Origin of the sequence: Corynebacterium sp. HMSC056F09 (assembly GCF_001815785.1) — a bacterium.
Classification (GTDB): Bacteria; Actinomycetota; Actinomycetes; order Mycobacteriales; family Mycobacteriaceae; genus Corynebacterium; species Corynebacterium hiratae.
On the sequence record NZ_KV821890.1, the window covers coordinates 1 to 1,041 of the forward strand.

At 51.6% G+C, this 1,041-nt stretch carries 2 protein-coding genes; both read right to left on the reverse strand.

The features are described from left to right. A partial coding sequence (locus tag HMPREF3056_RS13590) for a hypothetical protein (RefSeq protein WP_210401768.1) occupies positions 1-185 on the reverse strand: 185 nt, incomplete at its 3' end. Positions 186-199: 14 nt separating this feature from the next. After that, the gene (locus HMPREF3056_RS01125; protein ID WP_049157638.1) at positions 200-727 is read right to left on the reverse strand and encodes a CPBP family intramembrane glutamic endopeptidase; all 528 of its coding nucleotides are present in this window, start codon (positions 725-727) and stop codon (positions 200-202) included. Positions 728-1,041: the final 314 nt, after the last annotated feature.

The following is a 1,041-nucleotide window of genomic DNA, read 5'->3' on the forward strand; positions in this document are numbered from 1 at the left end:
CACACCGCTACCATTTCAGTCTTCTGAACAAACAAACCCGAACCATAGGAGCACAAGGTGCGCTTTGCTTTCTGCAAGCGTCCTGAAGTCATCAGCGAAGCAGTTCCCGCCTGACGTACGAAGAAAATGCCTGCGGCACGCGGCTTTGTGCTCAGTGTCAACCAATAGTCGCGTTGAGCAGCCACACGCAATCCTTCACCTAACCCGCCAACAATCCGATACCTATGTTGAGGGCGGCATGTAAGACTGAGCACTCAATGACGCTACCGGAGCGAAATCTCACCGCCCCAAGTATCCACCCACCGAGGAATTGAACCGGAAGTACGGGCCACAGATGAGCATCAAAGCTCAACAACACCACATGGGGCAAAAGGAAAAGGGCCGCCTGAAAAGTGTTTCCGGCCCACAATCCCCAACGCCGAAGAAGTAAACCCCCGAGAAATCCTCGGAAGAAAAACTCTTCGCCTGCAGCCCTTAGAATCGCGGCAACGCTTACCCCTTGAACAAGAACGACGCCCGGCATGCCGAGACTATCCGTAGATACAAGACGGATACCAAGATAACCTATTCCAAGCAGCACAGGGAACAAGATGACACTTAAAGCTGCTGCCTGCAGGTTTCCCCAGCGCCAACCCACATTTGCCCGAGCTCGAGACACCCCGATTGACCCGCGTCGGACAAGGATATAGAGCACTGAAGGGGCAAGGAAGAAAAGAAATTCAACCATGTTCCTAGTCCTTCAACGTGAACCGGCGAAGCAACGCGACCCTAAAATACTCGCGCTTCTCATTCTACGATTCTGTGTGAGAACAGGACTGAGCAACATTGGTGGGGTAAGTAATGCCGCCCTGACAAATGGGCTCCAGGTATCGATATACGCAACGTCTCGGGTGGTTCGTGCGCAATCAGAAATGGACCCTTCAATTGCAACACACAATGGTTGTAAAACGAATTGAAGGACCAAGACTCGATAAGTCTTGGTCCTTCAACCTTGTATTGAGTTGTTTGTTGTTGTTTGGTGTCGGCGGTTTCTTACTCTCC